This is a genomic window from Rhodospirillum centenum SW (assembly GCF_000016185.1).
Taxonomy (GTDB): Bacteria; Pseudomonadota; Alphaproteobacteria; order Azospirillales; family Azospirillaceae; genus Rhodocista; species Rhodocista centena.
The window spans coordinates 2,654,242-2,672,013 of record NC_011420.2 but is presented as its reverse complement, the minus strand read 5'-3'; the positions used below and the strand labels follow the sequence as shown (position 1 = coordinate 2,672,013).

The window sequence follows — 17,772 nt, the reverse complement described above, 5'->3', positions numbered from 1 at the left end:
CATCCGTGCAATCCGTGTTCTTCTGGCACACGGGCCGGACGCCCGCTCCCGGCGGAGCCCCGCCCTGACCGTGCGCGCCCTTTCCCTGGGCCGGCCGGTCGTGTATTGCGGCGGTTCCGCCGCCGCGGAGCCCGGGCAGGTGTCCCGGATGCCGCGGTCCTGTCCCCCGTCGCCGGGTTCCCCGCAGGTCAGCCGCCATGCAGGATGAAGACATCGTCGAGCGCCTCCGCCGCCGGGCCGCGAAGGCGCGCGACCGCTTCCCCGACCAGGCGTCGGACCCGGCCTCGCTGGTCGGCAATCTGGTGCAGGACTACGAGGCCGCCGCCGACGAGATCGCCCGCCTCCGCACCGCCCTCAAGGACCTTGCCCGCCAGTCCCTCCGCGCCATGCAGCCGGAGTGAGGGCCGCCCGGCCGCATCGCTCTCCCTCGCTTTGTCGCTCTCTTTGCCGCGGTCTTCATGCCGGCGGGCCTTGGCATCCGTTCCCGTTCCGGTAGTATGACCCGATGACGGACAACGCCGCAGCAGAGGCCCCGCAGGACCGGCCGGACGCCCGGCCCCCGCTACCGGGGGCCACGACACCGGGGTCCACGACACCGGGGTCCACGCCGCCGGGGGCTGCAACGCCGGGGGCTGCTGACCCGACGGGTATTGCGGCGCTCTCGGCGCGCAACGATGCGGCCGTGCAGCAGTTGGCGCAGCGCAACGAGGCGCAGCTTCTGGCCCTTGCCGCCGGATCACCGCCCCCCGCCGCGTCCGCAGCGGCGACGACACCCCGCCGGGCGGCCAGGGCCGCCAGCCCCAGTGCCGCCAGCCCCAGGGCCGCTTCCCCTCCGGCCGCTTCCCCTCCGGCCGCGCCGGCGGTCGGCGCCGTGGGCGCGGCGGCACGGGCCGGTGCGGCGGCATCGGCCCGGGTGGACGGCGCCCTCCAGGCGGTCGGCAAGGCCGTGTCCGCCGCCCTGGGGGCGCTGACCCGGAAGATCTGACGCGATTCCTCTGTCTGCCGCCGTGGCCGACAAAAGAAAACCCCCGGCGGATCGCTCCGCCGGGGGTTTTCCGTCTCTGGCCGGTCGGCCGGGGACCGGACCTTAGAAGTCCATGTCGCCCATGCCGCCCATGCCGCCGGGGGCGCCGGCGGGAGCCTTCTTCTCCGGCTTCTCACCGATCATGGCCTCGGTCGTGATCAGCAGGCCGGCGACCGACGCGGCGTCCTGGAGCGCGGCGCGCACGACCTTCGTCGGGTCGATGACGCCGAACTTGAACATGTCGCCGTACTCGCCCGCCTGGGCGTTGAAGCCGAAGTTGGTCTCGCCCTTCTCCAGCAGCTTGCCGACGATCACCGAGCCGTCGAAGCCGGCGTTCTGGGCGATCTGACGGACCGGGGCCTGCAGGGCCTTGCGGACGATGTCGATGCCGAACTTCTGGTCCTCGTTGACCGCGGTCAGCTTGTCCAGCGCCTTGGTGGCGTAGAGCAGGGCGACGCCGCCGCCGGCCACGATGCCCTCTTCCACCGCCGCGCGGGTGGCGTGCATCGCGTCGTCAACGCGGTCCTTGCGCTCCTTCACCTCGACCTCGGTCGCACCGCCGACGCGGATCACCGCGACGCCGCCGGCGAGCTTGGCCAGCCGCTCCTGCAGCTTCTCGCGGTCGTAGTCGGAGGTGGTCTCCTCGATCTGCGCCTTGATCTGGACGATGCGGGCCTGGATGTCCTCCTTGGAGCCGGCGCCGTCGACGATCGTGGTGTTGTCCTTGGTGATGACGACCTTCTTGGCCTGGCCGAGCATCTCCAGCGAGACGTTCTCCAGCTTGATGCCGAGGTCTTCGGAGACGACCTGGCCGCCGGTCAGGATGGCCATGTCCTCCAGCATCGCCTTGCGGCGGTCACCGAAGCCCGGCGCCTTCACGGCCGCGACCTTGAGGCCGCCGCGCAGCTTGTTGACCACCAGCGTGGCCAGCGCCTCGCCCTCGACGTCCTCGGCCACGATCAGCAGCGGACGGGAGGACTGCACCACGGCCTCGAGGACCGGGAGCATGGCCTGCAGGCCGGAGAGCTTCTTCTCGAACAGGAGGATGTACGGGCTCTCCAGCTCCGCCACCATCTTGTCGGCGTTGGTGACGAAGTACGGGGAGAGATAGCCGCGGTCGAACTGCATGCCCTCGACGACGTCCAGCTCGGTCTCCAGCGCCTTGGCTTCCTCGACCGTGATGACGCCCTCGTTGCCGACCTTCTGCATGGCCTCGGCGATCATCTTGCCGATCTCGGCCTCGCCGTTGGCGGAGATGGTGCCGACCTGGGCGATCTCGTCGTTGGTCGTGACCTTGCGCGAGCGGGACTTGATGTCGTCCACGACGGTCTGCACGGCGACGTCCACGCCGCGCTTCACGTCCATCGGGTTCATGCCGGCGGCGATGGCCTTGGCACCCTCGCGGACGATGGCCTGGGCGAGCACGGTCGCGGTGGTGGTGCCGTCACCGGCGAGGTCCGCCGTCTTCTGGGCGACCTCCTTCACCATCTGCGCGCCCATGTTCTCGAACTTGTCGGAAAGCTCGATCTCCTTGGCGACGGTGACGCCGTCCTTGGTGATGCGCGGCGCGCCGAAGCTCTTCTCGATCACGACGTTGCGGCCCTTGGGGCCGAGCGTGACCTTCACCGCATCGGCCAGGATGTCCACGCCGCGCAGCATCTTGGCGCGCGCGTCGGAGCCGAACTTCACTTCCTTGGCAGCCATGGTTTTCGTCCCTTGAATCTAGGTCTGGTGAGCGTTGCCCGGGGGAAGCGCGGCCGCTCAGGCGGCCTTGGCGGCGGAGGAAGCCTCCAGCACGCCCATGATGTCGCTTTCCTTCATGATCAGGTACTCGACACCGTCGATCTTCACCTCGGTGCCGGACCACTTGCCGAACAGGACGCGGTCGCCGACCTTGACGTCCAGCGCGATCAGCTTGCCGGACTCGTCGCGGGCGCCGGAGCCGACGGCGATGATCTCGCCTTCCTGCGGCTTCTCCTTCGCGGTGTCCGGGATGATGATGCCGCCGGCAGTCTTCTGCTCGGACTCGACGCGCTTCACCACGACGCGGTCGTGCAGCGGACGGAACCTCATGTGTCTCTCCCTTTCAGAAGGCAAAGGACTCGGGATGAGCCTGCTGTTAGCACTCACCCGCGGTGAGTGCCAGCGAGGTAATCAGTCCCCCCTTCCCTGTCAAGGGGGGCGAAGGAAGGTCCCCGTCCGGGTCGCCGCCGGGGCTGGCAGCAGAGCCGCATCCCTGCTGCCAACCCTTTGTTAATTCAGGAACTTTTCTCTTCCCAAACGGTTTTCCCCTGCCCATGCTGGGAATCGGCACGGCCCATGCGGACCCGGCCGGCAGATGCCGGGCCGCCAACAGGGAGCCGTCCTGCGGACCAGCGACGGATGCCGGGAGCACCGATGCCGGGACCATGGCGCAGGGCCGGGCCGCCACCGGGTCAACCGCCTGAGAAGGACACGCCTGGGAGAAACCTGAATGACGGGACCGCGCACACCGACCACGAAGCCGCTTGCCGCCCCCGCCGGGGCCAGTTCCGCCGGGCCCGGGGACGGCGACCTGCACCGCCAGCTCCGCGGCTACCGGCTGACGACGGCGGAGATCCTCTACCACATGCCCGACCATCCCGGCCTGTTGCAGAGCTTCATCTGGCAGAACCTGGACATCGCCCCGCGATTCCCGGTCCTGAAGGGCTTCCTGGACTTCTGGAGCCGGGAGATCGAGGGAAAGCTGCACAGCGTCCGCATCGCCAGCCTGGGCCTCGTCTCCGCGGGCGACCTCCGGCACCTGGGCGCGGATCTGCGGCTCCAGTAGGACCGGGCGCGGCCCCGGTCCTCAGCCCGCCTTGCGGCGGGGTGGCTTCGCGGTCCGGGCGTCGGTGTCGGGATCGGCCAGGGCGTCCAGCAGGGCCTGCCGGATCTGGGTCAGCTTCGCCTCGTGCGTCACCTTCAGGCCGAACACGTCCTTCACGTAGAAGACGTCCACCGCCATGTTGCCGTAGGTCGCCACCTTGGCCGAGGCGATCTGGAGGTTCAGCCTGGTCAGGGCACGGGTGACGGCATAGAGCAGGCCGGGCCGGTCGGGGCCGTTCACCTCGACCACCGTGTGGGCGGTGGAGGCGGTGTTGTCCACCAGCACGCGCGGCGGCACCTTGAAGACGCGGGCCCGGCTGGGCAGCGTGGCGGAGCGGCGCTTCGCCAGCTCGTCCGCCATGCGCAGCTCCCCGGCCAGCGCCTTCTCCACCAGCACCGCCAGCCGTGCCAGCTTGTCCGGGCTCTCGAAGCTGCCGCCGTGCGCCGCGTGGACGGAGAAGACGTCCAGCGCCATGCCGTTGCTCATGGTGAAGATGCGGGCGTCCACGATGGTCGCCCCGGCCAGGGCCAGCGCTCCGGCCAGACGGGAGAACAGGCCCGGATGGTCGGCGGTGTAGACCGTCAGGTCGGTGACGCCGCGCTCGCGGTCCACGCGGGTGTCCAGCGTCAGCGGCGCCCGTGCGGCGTCGGCCTGCCGCATCAGGCGGGCGTGCCGCGCCAGCGTTTCCGTGTCGAAGGCCAGCCAGTAGTGCGGGTAGCCATGGCCCAGATGGGTCTCCACCGCCTCCGCCGGCCAGTCGGACAGCGCGGCCCTCAGCGCGGTCTGCACGCCCGAGACGCGGCGCTCGCGGCCGTCGTCGAAGACGCTGCCGGACATCATCTCCTTCGCCCGCCAGTAGAGCTGGCGCAGCAGCGTCGCCTTCCAGCCGTTCCAGCGGCCGGGGCCGACGGCGCGGATGTCGGCCACGGTCAGGCAGAGCAGCAGCTTCAGCCTCTCCGGGCTCTGCACCAGGGCGACGAAGTCGCGCACGGTCTTCTCGTCATCCAGGTCGCGCTTGAAGGCGGTGGAGGACATGATCAGGTGCCAGCGCACCAGCCAGGCCACCGTCTCCGTCTCCTCCTCCGTCATGCCCAGGCGGGGGCAGAGCTTCTCCGCCACCTTGGCGCCCAGCACGGAGTGGTCGCCGCCGCGGCCTTTGGCGATGTCGTGCAGCATCATGGCGACATAGAGGGCGCGGCGCGAGCTGACGGTCTGGATCACCTCCGAGGCCAGCGGCACCTCGTCCTTCAGCGCCCCCGACTCGATCCGGTGCAGGATGCCCAGCGCGAACAGCGTGTGCTCGTCCACCGTGAAGGTGTGGTACATGTCGAACTGCATCAGCGCCACGATGCGCCCGAAATCGGGCACGAAGCGGGCCAGCACGCCGGCCTCGCTCATGCGCCGCAGGATGATCTCCGGGTCCTTCTCCCCGGTCAGGATCTCCAGGAACAGGCGGTTCGCCTCGGGGTCCTCGCGCAGCTTCGGCCCGATGGCGGAGAGCGCGCGGGTGATGGCGCGCAGCGCGTTGGGATGGATGTCCAGGTCGGTCGCCTGGGCCAGATGGAACAGCCGGATCATGTCCAGCGGGCGGTCGCGGAACTGCCGCTCGTTCCGGATGTTCAGGCGCCCGGCATCGACCTGGAAGCCCTCCACCCCGCCGCTGCGGCTGAACGCCTTGCGCAGGAAGGCGAAGCGCGGCGGCCGGCGGCTCTCCTGCTCCAGGTTGGCGCAGAAGATGCGGGTCAGGTCGCCGACGTCCTTGGCGGTCAGGAAGTAGTGCTTCATGAACCGCTCGGCGCCCGAGGTGCCGGCATGGTCGGTATAGCCCAGCCGGCGGGCGATCTCCGCCTGCACGTCGAAGGTCAGGCGGTCCTCCTGCCGGCCGGTCAGGTAGTGCAGGTGGCAGCGCGCGGTCCACAGGAAGTTCTGCGCCTTGGCGAAGCGCTGCGACTCCTCCGGCAGCAGCACGCCCTGCGCCACCAGATCCTCCACATCGTCCACCTGATAGGCGTACTTGGCGATCCAGAACAGCGTGTGCAGGTCGCGCAGGCCGCCCTTGCCCTCCTTCAGGTTCGGCTCCAGCACGTAGCGGCTGTCATTGACCTTCAGGTGGCGGGCGTCGCGCTCGGCCAGCTTCGCCTCGATGAAGGCGGAGGCGGTGTTGGCCGCCACCTCGCGGGCGAAGCGCTTCTTCATCTCCCCGAACAGGGCGGCCTCGCCCCACAGGAAGCGGGATTCCAGCAGTGCCGTGCGGATCGTGACGTCGTCGCGGGACAGGCGGATGCAGTCGTCCGCGCTGCGCACGGCGTGCCCGACCTTCCAGCCCAGGTCCCACAGCATGTAGAGCATGTATTCGACAAGCTGCTCCACCCGCGGCGTGCGCTTGTAGGGCAGCAGGAACAGCAGGTCGATGTCGGAGGCGGGCGCCAGCTCGCTGCGGCCGTAGCCGCCGGTGGCGGCCAGGGCGAAGCGCTCGCCCGGCGTCGCCACCGCGACCGGATAGGCGTGGTGGATGGCGAAATCGGCCAGGGCCTGGATGATGGCGTCGGCCAGCCGCGCGGTGGCGCGCACGCAGTCGTCGCCGCGGCCGCCGGCCTCGAAGCGGCTGCGGATGGCGCGGCGGCCCTCCTCCAGCGCTCCCTTCAGCACGTCCAGCACGGCGCCGCGCAGGGAATCGGCGCCGCGGTTGTCCTCGCCCGGGCGGCCGGTGGTGACGACCAGCGCCGACAGGCGTCGGGCGATCGCGGCCCGGCCGGGCACGCCGGACCGCTCACGCGGGCCATGGTCGGACGGGGACGGCCTGTCGGCCAGGGCGGCGGGAAGCGTGTCGGGCATGGATACGGGATCTGCGGCGCCGGGCTGGCCGGACGGTCTGTGGGGATTATGCCACGGAAATGGGAGCCGCACGGTCCTGTTCCAGTCCGCAGTCATGCAACCGGCGCGCCGCTCCCCCGCCCGGAGCGCCGCAGCATCGGCGGAACCGGGGCGGGGGCCGGCAAGGAAGGCGGGCGCCGGCCGCGGGTCAGCCCAGCAGCACGGGCAGCTTCGCCTCCCGCGAGAGCCGCCGGGCATTGGATCGGGTCGCCTTGTGGTAGGGGGCCAGCCCCAGCCGGGCGATGCGGTCGGTGGCCAGCGCCAGCCGCGCCACGGCGGCTTCGGCCGCGTCCAGCGACGCTTCGGCGAAGCGCTGCTGCGCCTGCATCAGCTCGGGCGCCCCGCGCGCCGTGGCGGCGGCGACCGTGGCCTCCTGGGCGGCGGCGCACTGCCGGCCCGACCAGTGCCAGAACGCCTCGTGCACGGCGCCCCAGCCCTCGACCATGGCGAAGCCGGCGGCACGGGCCGCCTCCAGCTTCTCCCAGCCCATCAGGCGGAATTCCGGGTCCATCAGCCGGGACGGCTCGGCCGCGGCCTGGGCCAGCCGGGTCAGCCGCAGCGCCACGGTCTGCTGCGCCGCCAGCGCCGTCTCCCCCAGCACCATCGCCGTGGTCGTCAGCTCGGCCGCGATCTGGGCCGTCCGCATCGGCAGGGTCGTCCCCATGGCCTCATCCTCTCCCGCGTCGCCGCGTCCTTCGGATCGCCGCGGTCCCGCATCGTTGCGGGGCCGCTTTCCGCCGGGCATCATGCCGTACCATGCTGCACTGCACAATGCCCTGGACACGGTAACCCCCGTCCGGACTTCAGGTTCCCGGCCCCGGGATTCCGGTGCGGCGGCGCTTCAGGGGATGGTGCGCCCGTCAGTGGGCGGCGTCCAGGGCCCGGCGCAGGTCGGCGATCAGGTCGGCCGGGTCCTCCAGCCCCACGGACAGGCGCAGCGTGCCGGGGGAGATGCCCAGTTCCGCCTTCTCCTCCGCGCTCAGGCGCTGGTGGGTGGTGGTGGCGGGGTGGGTGATCAGGCTCTTGGCGTCGCCCAGATTGTTGGAGATCAGGATCAGCCCCAGCGCGTTCATGGTGCGGAAGGCGCGGGCCTTCGTCTCCTCGCCGTCGCCGCGCAGGTCGAAGGCGACCAGCGGTCCGCCGCCCGCCATCTGTTGCGCCGCCAGGGCGTGCTGCGGATGGCTGGGCAGGCCGGGATAGGCCACCCGCGCCACGGCCGGGTGCCCCTCCAGGAAGCGGGCGACGGCCAGCGCGCCTTCGCACTGGGCGCGCACCCGCAGCTCCAGCGTCTCCAGCCCCTTCAGCAGCACCCAGGCGTTGAACGGGCTCATCGCCGGGCCGGTGTGGCGCAGGAAAACGGCCAGCGTCGCCGCCACCTCGCCGTCGCACAGGATGGCGCCGCCCAGGCAGCGACCCTGGCCGTCGATGTGCTTGGTCGCGGAATAGACGACGACGTCCACCCCGAAGGCCCGCGGCTTCTGCAGCACCGGCGTGGCGAAGACGTTGTCCACGATCACCTTCGCCCCGGCCGCATGCGCCAGCGCCGTGACATGGGCCAGATCCACCACCTCCAGGCAGGGATTGCTGGGCGTCTCCAGGAACACCAGGTCCGCCGGCCGCGCCAGCGCCCGCTCCCAGCCGGCGCGGTCGGTGGCGTCCACCAGCTCGGTCGTGATGCCGTAGCGGGGGGCTAGGTCCTTGACGATGTAGAGGCAGGAGCCGAACAGCGCGCGCGAGGCGACGATGCGCCCGCCCGCCCCGATCAGCGCCATCACCGCGGCGAACACGGCCGCCATGCCCGAGGCGGTGGCGAAACAGCGTCCGTACCCCTCATAGGCCGCGAGGCGGTCCTCGAACATGGCGACGGTGGGGTTGCGGAAGCGGGAATAGACGAAGCGGCTGCCGTCGTTGGCGAAGGCGTGCTCGGCCGCCTCGGCCGAGCCGTAGACGTAGCCGGAGGTCATGAACAGGGCTTCGCTCGTCTCCTCGAAGCCGCTGCGCCGCGTGCCCGCATGGATCAGCGTCGTGCGCGGCTGCCAGCCGTCCGGCCCGGCCGTGTCCGCGGGGCGGGGGGCGTGAGCCCCGGAAGCGGGGAGATTCGGGAAAGTGTCGTCCATGTCGGTCCTCCGGAAACGAAAAAGGCCCCGACCGGCGGATCGAGGCCCTGACCGCGGGGGAGACACCCCCGGCGGAGGAACGGCATCGACCTTTTAGCAGCTTCTTTACCGTGGCCTGCAAGCCGGTCCGCAACTCGCCACGGCAGGAAGGGTGAGCCGGCCCGGCCTGCCCTGTCAAGCGGCAGGCGGCAGGGCCGGTGCCGGCGGCGGCAACGGGCCGGGTCCGCCGTTGCCCGGACCCGGTTTCCGTGCTAGTCCCCCGGCCGGCGCGCCGCTTCCGGGCGCCTGATCCTGACCGCGACACGACACTTCCCGGGGAGTCTTTGGCCCATGACCGACGAAACCGCCGCCAACGGTGAGAACGAAGCCGGCCGGCAGTCCCAGTCCAGCTCCCTGCCGCTGGTCGTCAATGCCCAGTACGTCAAGGACTTCTCCTTCGAGAACCCGAACGCGCCGCAGAGCCTGATGGCCGATCAGGGACAGCCCAAGATCGACCTCCAGGTGGACGTGCAGGCCCGCGGCCTGAACGACACCGTGTCCGAGGTGGTGCTGTCCATGCGCGCCGAGGCGACCCGCAACGACCGCACGGCCTTCATCGTCGAGCTGTCCTATGCCGGCATCTTTACCCTGCCGGCGCAGATCCAGCCGGAGCAGGCCCGCGCCATCCTGCTGATCGAGGCGCCGCGGCTGCTGTTCCCGTTCGCCCGCCAGATCGTCGCCGAGGCGACGCAGAACGGCGGCTACCCGCCGCTGATGCTCCAGCCGCTGGACTTCGTGGACCTGTACCGCCGTCAGGTGCTGAACCGCGGCAGCAACGGCGAAGTCGGGCACGCCTGAGGGCGGCCCGCGGGGGCGAAGTCGGGCACGCCTGAGGGCGGCCCGCGGGGGCGAAGTCGGGCACGCCTGAGGGCGCCCCGAGGAGTGAACCGGGCCGCCTGAGGGCGGCCCGGGGGAAGGCCCGGCCTTTCCGCGGCGGTTCAGCCGCGGGCGGCCAGGGCGGCGATCACCTCGCCCAGCCGGGGCCAGTCGATCGGCTTGGTCAGGTACTCGTCGAACAGCCGGGCGCGCAGGTGGCGGGCCCGGTTCTCCGGCAGCGCGTCCGCCGTCAGCGCCACGATCGGCAGCCGGCAGAGCGGTTCGGGCAGGTCGCGGATGACGCCGGCGGCCGTGTCGCCGTCCATCTCCGGCATCTGCATGTCCATCAGGACGACATCATAGGGCTCGCGCTGCACCGCCTCCACCGCCTCGCGGCCGTTGGCGACGGCGTCGGGGCGGAAGCCCATCCGTTCCAGCATGGTGGTGATGAGCAGGCGGTTGACGGGGTTGTCCTCCGCCAGCAGCACCCGCGCACCGTTGGCGCGACCCTCCTCCACGGCGGCCTCGACCGTCTCCTCCGCCGTCTCCCCGGCGGGGCCGGCCATGCGGACGGTGAACCAGAAGACGGAGCCGCGGCGGGGCTCGCTGCGCACGCCGATCTCGCCGCCCATCATGGTGACCAGCCGCTTGCAGATCGCCAGCCCCAGCCCGGTGCCGCCGAAGCGCCGGGTGGTGGAGGCGTCGGCCTGGGTGAAGGATTCGAACAGCATCGGCACCACGTCCGGCGGGATGCCGATGCCGGTGTCCTCGACCTCGAAGCGCAGCAGCCAGGTGCCGCCATCCTCCCGCTGCGCCTCGGCCCGCAGCTCGATGCTGCCGGCGGGGGTGAACTTCACGGCGTTGCCGACCAGGTTCATCAGCACCTGCCGCAGCCGGGTCGGGTCGCCGGTCAGCTCCTTCGGCAGCCGGTTCTTCTGCCGCCGCTCGGGCTGACGCACCCGCAGCTCCACCCCCTTCTGCGACGCGGCGGGGGCGAACAGGTCGATCACGTCGTCCAGCAGCGCCTGGAGCCGGACCGGGATCGCCTCGATCACCAGTTGCCCGGCCTCGATCTTGGAGAAGTCCAGGATGTCGTTCAGCACCACCAGCAGCGCGTCGGCGGAGGAGTGCAGCGTCTCCAGATAGCGGCGCTGGTCGCTGGTCACGGTGGTGCCCAGCAGCAGGTCGATCATGCCGATGACGCCCGTCATCGGCGTGCGCAGCTCGTGGCTCATCACCGCCAGGAAGCGCGACTTGGCGCGGCTGGCCGCTTCCGCCGCGTCGCGCGCGGTCTGGAGTTCCAGCGCCAGCGCCGTCATCTCCGACGCCTGCCGTTCCAGCCGGTCGCGCGCCTCCTCCAGTTCCAGTTCGCGCTGCTTGCGGTCGGTGATGTCCTGCAGCGCGCCGACATACTTCACCAGCTCGCCGCGGTCGTCGTAGACGGGGCCGCCGACCTCGCGGACATAGCGGGTCTGCCCGTCGGGGCGCAGGATGCGGTACTCGACGACATAGGTGCGGCGGGACCGCGCCACGTCCAGCGCATGGGTGCGGTAGTAGTCGCGGTCCTCCGGCTGGATCCAGCGGAGCTGCTGTTCGAAGCTGCCCAGGGTCTCCAGATACTCCTCGACGGTGACGCCGCGGATGGCGGCCAGCTCGGGCGAGCAGTAGGTGGTCCAGGCCAGCCGCCGGTCCCAGACCCAGTAGCCCAGCCCGGCCAGACTGGCGGAATAGCGCAGCATCGCCTCGCGCGACTGGAGTTCCGCCTCGGCCCGCTTCTGTTCCTCGATGTCGATGACGATGCCGTTGAAGCGGACCTCGTCCGGCCCCACCCGGACCGGCCGCGACACGGCCCGCCACCAGCGCACCGATCCGTCGGGCAGGATGAAGCGGCCCTCGAACGACCAGTCGGTTTCGCGCAGGACCGCATCGGCGATGGTCCGGCGCCAGCGGTCCTGGTCCTCCGGATGGATCGGCAGCAGCGACCAGTCGCGCACCAGATCCTCCGGCGCGATCCCGTACATCTCGCGCGAGCGGGGGCTGACATAGCTGTAGCCGTGAACCCCTCCGGTGCGCTCGTACCACTGGTAGACCAGCCCCGGCACGGTGCTGACCAGATCGCGGAAGCGCGCCTCGCTGGCGGCCAGGGCGTCCTCGGCGCGGGCGCGCTCCGTCACGTCCATGACGATGGACTGCAGGGCCGGACCGTCCAGCCAGTCCACCGACCGCACCGCCACCTCGATCCAGATGCGCGTGCCGTCGCGGCGCAGGGCGGCGACGCGGCTGCGCTGGAACGATCCGCCCTCGCGCAGCAGCCGGTCCAGGCTGCGCCGGGCCAGTCCCTTGTTCTCCGGCGGGATGATGAAGTCCAGCGAGCCTCCCTCCAGCAGCGCCTCGGCCGTGTCGAAGCCGAAGATGCCGGCGAAGGACTGGTTGGCGTACAGGACGTCGAAGCCGCGGTGGATGACGATGCCCTGCAAGGACCCGTCGATCAGGTCGCGCAGCCGCCGCTCGCTGGTGCGCAGGGCGGTGACGTCCACCACCAGCGAGACATGGCCGCCGGCACCGGTGCGGTGTTCGGCCACGCGGATGATGCGGTCCTTGCCCAGGGCCGTCTCGAACGGCGGGCCGGGGTTGCGGTGCCGGTGCAGCCGGTCGGTCAGCCACGCCTCCGCCTTCTCCGGCGGGATCGGCAGGGTGCCGCTGGCCATCAGGTTGCGCATCACCGCCTCGAAGGTGATGCCCGGCCGCACGTAGGGCGCCAGCTCGGGGAAGAAGTCCAGGAAACGCTGGTTGAACAGCATCACCCGGTCCTCGGCGTCGTACAGGATCAGGCCGTCCTTCAGCCGCTCCAGCCCGTCGATCAGATGGGTCGCGGCTTCCTGCGCCATGGAGGCGGGCGGCGGCAGCAGCGACACCAGCAGAACCTCGCCCTCCTTGCGCAGACGCAGCGTGCCGGCGGCGCCGGGCAGCACGATCTCCTTGTGCAGCCGCGGCCCGCTGAAGAAGGCGGTGATGCGGTCGGCCTGCGGCGCCAGCACGGGCATCCGGTGCAGCGGCAGCCCGATCCGGGCGCCGAGCTGCTGCCGCGCCGCCTTGTTCCCGGCGGCCACCGTCAGGCCGCAGGGGCAGGGCACCAGGGCCGTCAGCGGCTCCGTGGACATCTCGGCCAGGGCGGCCAGCAGGGCCGGGTCTCCCGACTTGGCGGGCGTGGCCGGGGGGGCGGCGGTCCCGCCTCCGCCCGCACCGGCCGGGGCGCAGTCGGGCGGGCAGTCGGTCAGGCGACGGGACTTCGGCATGGCGGCAACCCTGTCCCGTCACGGGACACCAAGGGGCGGAAAGGGGAACGATAAGCCATGGACCGGCCGCCGGGCGAGTCGCAAACGGAGGGGGTAAGGCGGGCCCGGGAGCGGCCGGCCCGGTCGGAGGAGGCCGACTCAGGGCGCCGGGCCCGGGGGCAGTCCGGCGGGGGCAGTCCGGCGGGATCAGCCCTTGCGGGAGAGCAGCTCCGTCAGGCGGGCAGCCAGCGCATCCTCTGCCTCGCCGTCGCAGCGTTCGGCCAGGGGCGTGCCGCCCAGCACCTTCGCCAGGGCGGCGCTGCGGGCCTGACGCGGGGCGGCCAGCACCACCTGCCAGGCGCCGGGGGCGGCCTTCAGGGCGGTCGCGGCTTCCGCCGCGGTGGCGGCCGGCGTGACCTCCCAGCCGCGCTGCTCCAGCGCCGTGGCCAGTGCATCGCCGGCGGGATCGACCAGCAGCAGGCGCGGGCAGGTCCGGCCCCGCTCCCGCGGCAGGCCGTCGGCCAGCGTCAGGGCCTCCCCCGCGGCCTGCCGGATGCGGCGCGCGAAGTCGCGCTCCGGCCCTTCGGGCAGATCCTCGACCAGCAGCAGGGCATAGCCCATGATGGCGTTCAGGTGGTTCAGCAGGTCGTGCCGCACCGAAGGGGGACGATCAGCGGGCAAGGCCCATCTCCACCGCTCGCATGGCGGCCTGGGTGCGGTTCTTGGCACCCAGCTTGCGGCAGAGGCCGCGCACATGCAGCTTCACCGTCACTTCCTCCAGGCTCAGCGCCCGGGCGATCTCCTTGTTGGAGCAGCCCTTGAGGAGGAAATCCAGAACCTCGCGCTCGCGCCGGGTGAAACTGGCGCCACCGGCGAGCTGGGAGTCGGGTTCGGGGGCGGCGGCCCCCTCCGGCACGAAGGTCTGGCCGGCGACAAGGCGGGAGATCGCCTCCACCAGCGCCGTGCCGGGCAGTGTCTTGGGCAGGAAGCCGACGGCGCCGAAGGCCAGGGCGGCGCGCACATCCTCCGGCGAGGCCTCGCCGGACATCAGCGCCACCTTGACGCCGGGGTGGCTGGTGCGCAGCCGCACCAGACCCTCCAGCCCGTTCATGCCGGGCATCCGCAGGTCCAGCAGGACCAGCTCGATGCCGCGGTGGCGGGCCAGGGCGGTCACCGCCGCATCGACGGAGCCGACCCCCAGCACTTCGGTTCCGGGTGATGCCCGCTCGATATGCGATCGAAGCGCATCCCGGAGCAGGTCGTGGTCGTCCGCGATCAGCAGCCGCATGGTTCCGAAGGGGCTGGACAGGTTGTGGTCACGCTTCCTTCATACCACAGGGCTTAGCCGAATGGGATAGAATAATGGTAGAAATTCTCCGCTCGGCGGAGATCATCGCGGGAAAGTGCCGTTGCGCTTTCCCGCGCCGGGGCGGGGTTCAGCCGCCTGCGATGGCGGCCTGCCTCAGCCGCCTGTTGCCGAAGCGGCCCGCGGCGGATTCTCCACCGTCACCTCGATGCGGCGGTTCTGCAACCGGCCGGCCTGGGTCTCGTTGCTGGCGACAGGCACCCCTTCGCCCAGCCCGCGGGTGGTGATGCGCGCGGCCTGGATGCCCTGATCCACCAGGAAGTCGCGCACGGCCTCGGCCCGGCGCTGCGACAGTTCCTCATTGTACGCGGCCGGGCCCTGTGAATCGGTATGCCCCTCGATCAGGACGGCGCGGTCCGGCTGGCTGCGCAGATACTCCACGAGCGGCCGCAGCCGCTGCCGGTCGCCCGGCGAGAGGGTGGCCGAGTCCAGGTCGAAGTTGATGTTGCTGAGCGTCAGCACGGTGCCGGCCTCGGTCTCCCGCGCCTGGTACTGCTGGAGCTGGGATTCGAGCTGCTGGATGCGCTGGCGGTCCTCCTCCGCCACCGTGCGGGCGAGGGCGAGCTGGTCCTCGCGGGCGGAGCGCAGGATCGATTCGCGCTGTGCCACCAGGGACTGCCGCTCCTCCCGGAAGCGGGCGGCCTGGGCCTCGGCCCGCGCCGTCTGCAGGCGCACCTCGGCCAGATAGGTCAGGTGCTCCATCTCCGCCTCTCCGGCGCTGCCCAGACGGGACTGCGCCCGCTGCACGCTGCGCTCGGCCTCCTGGAAGGCGACGGGGGCCTGTGCCGCGACGTTCTCGGTGCGGGCATCGGCCAGTTCCTGCTGCACCCGCGCCAGCGGCGGGTAGTTCTCGGGCGCGGACGCGCAGGCGGCCAGCAGCAGCAGGGCCGCGGCGGCCGGCAGCGGGCGGCAGAGGCGGCGCGGATCGGGGCGGGTGGTCATGGCGGGGATCTCCGGTCGTCGGGCTGGGCTGGGTGGGGCGGGGATGGCTCGGCGCGGATCAGCGGCCGGGCGGCGTCACCGGGGTGGCGCCCGTGCTTCCGGCCGGGCTTCCGGTTCCCGTATCCCCGGCGCCCATGCCGCCGGTCCCCATGGTGCCGGTCCCGGCCGGGGCGCGGCGGCCGGCGGCGAGCCCGACCTCGCTCTCCAGCGTCCGGATGGTGCGGGCCACGTCTTCCCGCGCCGCCTGCGCCTCGGCCGCATTGCTGCGCGCCTGGGCCAGCCGGACCATGGCGAGGGACTCCTCGGCCAGTCGGGAGGCGGCTTCGGTGCGCTCGTCGCGCCAGGCGGCCTGCGCCTGGTCCAGCCGTTCGCGGGCCTGCTGCATCTCCACCGGCGCGTGGCGGTTCACCGTCTGCGGGTCCACGCCCTGGATCGCCGCCTGCGCCGCCGACAGGCTGGGCGGTGGCGTGTCCGGGGTGGAGGAGCAGGCCGCCAGCAGCAGCACCGCCGTCAGCGGTCCTGCCAGACGGGCAACGCGCCGGCGGGGGGTGGCGGAGACGGAAGGGGAGAGGGGAAGGGGCGGACGGGTCATCGGCGGCTCCGGTCTGGTCGGCAGCCGTCTCGAACGGCGGCCGCGCGCCGCCGGGAGGCTGCCCGATGTCGCCGTCTGCAACCGCCGCCGGGGGCAAAAGGTTCCGAGCTACCCCGGACGGGGCGCCCACCCCACCGTCCGGGGGTGCGCTCAGTCCGCCCGGAACCAGCCGGTCAGCGACAGCCGCGGGCCGCCGGCGAAGGCGCTGACCTGGGTGACCAGATGCGGCACCGGCACCCGGAACAGGCCCAGCAGGTTGAAGCCGGGCACCCAGGACTCCACCACCTCTCCCGCCTCGGAAAGGAACTGGAGCTGGCCGCCCCAGTCGGCCCGCCAGTCCCGGCTCAGGTTCAGGACATAGGCGACGCGGCGGTCCTCGCCGGGGCCGTTGCCGTCGCTGTGACGGGTCAGGAAATGCCCCGGCGCATAGAGGGCGGCCTGGGAATCCGCCTGCCGGATGGCGGGATCGCCGCTGATCCGGCGCACCAGATCCAGCACCGCCGGGCTGTTCAGGAAGGCGAAGGCGGCGGCCAGCAGCGGCGGCACCGGCTGGCCCGCCCGCATCGCCGCGACATAGGGAAAGCTGCTGTAGAGGAACTGCATCCGGCCGCGCGCCCGCTCCAGCACCCCGGCCAGGAGCTGCTGCTGCCCCTGCGGCCCCAGCGCCTGCATCTGCGCCCCGTCCAGCAGGGCGAGCTGCGGCCCGTCATTGAAGAACAGGTGCCAGGGCACCCGGGTCAGCAGCGTCTCGTGCAGGCGGTCGGCCCCGTCACCCGCCAGCACGCCGGGCACGCGCACGCGCCCGTCGCGGGCGAAGGCGGCGGTCAGCGCCTCCAGGTCGGGCCGCCCGGCCAGCCGGATCGCGCTGCCTTCGGGGGTCGGGACGGGGTCTGTCATGGGCCACCTCCAGCGGCACGATAGCCGCGGCGGGCGAAACCGTCGAGGCCGCTGCACGCGGCAGGCATGGGCGGCCATAGGTCCGCCCCCGTTTCCGCCGGGTCCGCGGGGGAGCAGCCGCGGGACGGGCAGGGCCGGCACGGTTCCGGTTGCGGCGGGGCGGGCCGGCGGGGTACAGCGGAAGCGCCCGCCCTGCCGGGACCGCCAGACGCCCGAGGAACCATGACGCCCGAGGAAATCCAGGCCCGGCTGCTCTACCGCGACGGGCTGATGCTGATCCTGGACAAGCCCGCCGGCATCGCCGTGCATGGCGGGCCCGGCTCCCGCCACGGGGCGGACAACCTGGAACGCTACTTCGAGCATCTGCGCTTCGGCCTGCCGCGGCCGCCGGCGCTGGCGCACCGGCTGGACCGCGACACCTCCGGCTGCCTCGTGCTGGGCCGGCATCCCAAGGCGCTGCGCAAGCTGGGCCTGCTGTTCCAGGACGGGCGCATCGGCAAGACCTACTGGGCCGTCGTGCGCGGCGGCCCCGAGGGCGATGCCGGCACCATCGACAAGGCCCTGCTCAAGCGCACCGACGCCCGCCGTGGCTGGAAGATGATCGCCCTGCCCCCCGGCACGCCCGAGGCGCAGGAGGCGGTCACCGACTGGCGGGTGATGGGCCGCGGCAGCCTGCCGAAGATCGGCGATCTGGCCTGGCTGGAGCTGCACCCGCGCACCGGCCGCACCCACCAGATCCGCGCCCACTGCGCCGCCATGGGCTGCCCGGTGCTGGGCGATCCCGTCTATGGCGGCCGCTACGAGGCGGAGCCGCTGCACCTGCACAGCCGGGCCATCTCCGTCCCCGTCTACGCGACGAAGCCCGCCGTCGCCGTCACCGCCCCGGTTCCGCCCCACCTGCGCGAGGCGCTGGCCGCCTGCGGCTGGCCGGGCGAGGGCTGAGCCCTTCCGCCCGCCCCCCGGACCGCGGGCCGCGGACTGC

The 17,772-nt window shown here is 72.1% G+C and carries 16 protein-coding genes and 1 riboswitch; of the genes, 5 read left to right on the top strand and 11 right to left on the bottom strand.

Annotated elements, in window-relative coordinates; genetic code table 11:
• Positions 1–197: 197 nt before the first annotated feature.
• Both RC1_RS12460 and RC1_RS21785 read left to right on the top strand, forming a co-directional pair.
• Positions 198–401, top strand: coding sequence for a hypothetical protein (locus RC1_RS12460; RefSeq protein WP_012567759.1), 204 nt, complete (start codon positions 198–200; stop codon positions 399–401).
• 104 nt (positions 402–505) lie between these two features.
• Positions 506–985 (top strand): hypothetical protein, encoded by a 480-nt coding sequence (locus RC1_RS21785; protein WP_012567758.1) that lies wholly within the window; start codon positions 506–508, stop codon positions 983–985.
• A 102-nt stretch (positions 986–1,087) separates the two neighbouring features.
• Here RC1_RS21785 and groL read toward each other — a convergent pair whose 3' ends face one another.
• Complete coding sequence (groL, locus tag RC1_RS12455) at positions 1,088–2,728, bottom strand: chaperonin GroEL (RefSeq protein ID WP_012567757.1); 1,641 nt, start codon at positions 2,726–2,728, stop codon at positions 1,088–1,090.
• A 57-nt stretch (positions 2,729–2,785) separates the two neighbouring features.
• Positions 2,786–3,097, bottom strand: a complete 312-nt coding sequence (gene groES / locus RC1_RS12450; protein WP_012567756.1) for a co-chaperone GroES — start codon at positions 3,095–3,097, stop codon at positions 2,786–2,788.
• Between the two features lie 400 nt (positions 3,098–3,497).
• Between groES and RC1_RS22530 the strand changes: the two genes are divergently transcribed.
• The gene (locus RC1_RS22530; RefSeq protein ID WP_012567755.1) at positions 3,498–3,833 is read left to right on the top strand and encodes an usg protein; all 336 of its coding nucleotides are present in this window, start codon (positions 3,498–3,500) and stop codon (positions 3,831–3,833) included.
• A 21-nt stretch (positions 3,834–3,854) separates the two neighbouring features.
• Here the strand turns inward: RC1_RS22530 and RC1_RS12440 are convergent, their stop codons facing one another.
• The 3 genes from RC1_RS12440 to metZ form a co-directional block, all read right to left on the bottom strand.
• Positions 3,855–6,707 carry a [protein-PII] uridylyltransferase gene (locus RC1_RS12440; protein WP_012567754.1) on the bottom strand — a complete coding sequence of 951 codons (2,853 nt, stop codon included), beginning with the start codon at positions 6,705–6,707 and terminating at the stop codon, positions 3,855–3,857.
• A gap of 187 nt (positions 6,708–6,894) precedes the next feature.
• Complete coding sequence (locus tag RC1_RS12435) at positions 6,895–7,410, bottom strand: hypothetical protein (protein WP_012567753.1); 516 nt, start codon at positions 7,408–7,410, stop codon at positions 6,895–6,897.
• A gap of 196 nt (positions 7,411–7,606) precedes the next feature.
• Positions 7,607–8,863: an O-succinylhomoserine sulfhydrylase gene (gene metZ / locus RC1_RS12430; RefSeq protein WP_012567752.1), complete on the bottom strand. Its 1,257-nt coding sequence runs from the start codon at positions 8,861–8,863 to the stop codon at positions 7,607–7,609.
• A gap of 73 nt (positions 8,864–8,936) precedes the next feature.
• Positions 8,937–9,014: riboswitch (SAM riboswitch) on the bottom strand.
• Between the two features lie 179 nt (positions 9,015–9,193).
• Here metZ and secB point away from each other — a divergent pair.
• Positions 9,194–9,700, top strand: a complete 507-nt coding sequence (secB, locus tag RC1_RS12425; RefSeq protein WP_012567751.1) for a protein-export chaperone SecB — start codon at positions 9,194–9,196, stop codon at positions 9,698–9,700.
• A 140-nt stretch (positions 9,701–9,840) separates the two neighbouring features.
• On the opposite strand, the gene RC1_RS20180 is transcribed toward secB, so the two are convergent.
• From RC1_RS20180 to RC1_RS12395, 6 genes are all read right to left on the bottom strand, one after another.
• On the bottom strand, positions 9,841–13,014 hold the full coding sequence (locus RC1_RS20180; protein ID WP_012567750.1) for a PAS domain S-box protein: 3,174 nt from the start codon (positions 13,012–13,014) through the stop codon (positions 9,841–9,843).
• Between the two features lie 186 nt (positions 13,015–13,200).
• Positions 13,201–13,674, bottom strand: coding sequence for a histidine kinase (locus tag RC1_RS12415; protein WP_148213443.1), 474 nt, complete (start codon positions 13,672–13,674; stop codon positions 13,201–13,203).
• Positions 13,664–14,281 carry a response regulator gene (locus RC1_RS12410; RefSeq protein ID WP_012567748.1) on the bottom strand — a complete coding sequence of 206 codons (618 nt, stop codon included), beginning with the start codon at positions 14,279–14,281 and terminating at the stop codon, positions 13,664–13,666. Before RC1_RS12410 ends, RC1_RS12415 begins: the two co-directional genes overlap by 11 nt.
• Before the next feature lie 174 nt (positions 14,282–14,455).
• Positions 14,456–15,301 (bottom strand): OmpA family protein, encoded by an 846-nt coding sequence (locus RC1_RS12405; protein WP_012567747.1) that lies wholly within the window; start codon positions 15,299–15,301, stop codon positions 14,456–14,458.
• 58 nt (positions 15,302–15,359) lie between these two features.
• Entirely contained in the window at positions 15,360–15,893 is a 534-nt protein-coding gene (locus tag RC1_RS20175; RefSeq protein ID WP_012567746.1) for a DUF4398 domain-containing protein, read from the bottom strand.
• A gap of 150 nt (positions 15,894–16,043) precedes the next feature.
• Complete coding sequence (locus tag RC1_RS12395) at positions 16,044–16,790, bottom strand: 2OG-Fe(II) oxygenase (RefSeq protein ID WP_012567745.1); 747 nt, start codon at positions 16,788–16,790, stop codon at positions 16,044–16,046.
• A gap of 222 nt (positions 16,791–17,012) precedes the next feature.
• On the opposite strand from RC1_RS12395, the gene RC1_RS12390 reads away from it, so the two are divergent.
• Complete coding sequence (locus RC1_RS12390) at positions 17,013–17,732, top strand: RluA family pseudouridine synthase (protein ID WP_012567744.1); 720 nt, start codon at positions 17,013–17,015, stop codon at positions 17,730–17,732.
• The last annotated feature ends 40 nt before the right edge of the window (positions 17,733–17,772 follow it).